Origin of the sequence: Mesorhizobium sp. M7A.F.Ca.ET.027.03.2.1 (genome assembly GCF_003999175.1) — a bacterium.
GTDB lineage: Bacteria > Pseudomonadota > Alphaproteobacteria > Rhizobiales > Rhizobiaceae > Mesorhizobium.
Map to the genome: position 1 here is coordinate 1 of NZ_RZOM01001539.1, position 983 is coordinate 983.

The 983-nt window shown below is 64.5% G+C and carries 2 protein-coding genes; both read left to right on the plus strand.

All coding sequences use genetic code 11. The annotated features are described in order from the left end of the window. Positions 1-465: SDR family oxidoreductase (locus EN750_RS36265; RefSeq protein ID WP_127399413.1), on the plus strand; the 465-nt coding region annotated here is incomplete at its 5' end. 2 nt (positions 466-467) lie between these two features. Beyond that, on the plus strand, positions 468-983 hold a 516-nt coding region (locus tag EN750_RS36270), incomplete at its 3' end, for an ABC transporter ATP-binding protein (RefSeq protein ID WP_145968280.1).

Sequence of the window (983 nt, forward strand, 5' to 3'; positions counted from 1 at the left end):
GAGCAGGAACTCGATCTCAACCTGACTGGCGTGATGAATTTCGCCGACCCGCTGGTCAAGGCCATGGCTGGCCGCGGCTCGGGCAGCGTCGTCTTCATCTCCTCGGTCAACGCCATCGCGCATTTCGGCAATCCGGCCTATGCCGCCGCCAAGGCCGGCATCAACGCCTATGCCAAGGCGATCGCCGTCGAGCTCGGCCGCAGCGGCCTGCGCGCCAATGTCGTTTGCCCCGGATCGATCCGCACCGCCGCCTGGGACCACCGCCTTGCCAAGGATCCCGAAATCCTCGGCAAATTGCAGCGGCTCTATCCGCTCGGCCGCATCGTCAACGCCGCGGAAGTGGCGGAAGCCGTCGCCTTCCTTGCGTCCGATCGCGCATCGGGAATAACAGGCGTGGTGATGCCCGTGGACGCGGGACTGACCGCCGGCTGCCTGCCCTTCATCGACGACATCCTGGGAGCGTGACAATGACCGATGTCGAGTTTCGCGATCTGTCGAAATCCTTCGGCCAGCACAAGATCCTCGAGAACATCAGCCTCGATATCAAGAGCGGCGAGTTCGTAGTCCTCGTCGGCCCGTCCGGCTGCGGCAAGTCGACCTTGCTGCGCATGCTGGCCGGCCTGGAGACGATCACCTCCGGCGACCTGTTGATCGGCGGCGTGCGCGCCAACGCGCTGCCGCCACAGCAGCGCAACATCGCCATGGTGTTCCAGTCCTATGCGCTGTTTCCGCATCTGAAGGCAGCTGACAATATCGGCTTTGGCCCGAAGATCCGCGGCGAGACGCGCACGGTGATCGATGAGAAGGTCAAGAAGGCGTCCGGCGTCCTCAATCTCTTCTCCTATCTCGACCGCTATCCCCGCCAGCTGTCGGGCGGCCAGCGCCAGCGCGTCGCCATGGGCCGCGCCATCGTGCGCGAGCCGTCTGTGTTTCTGTTCGACGAGCCGCTGTCCAACCTCGACGCGCAATTGCGCGTGCAGATG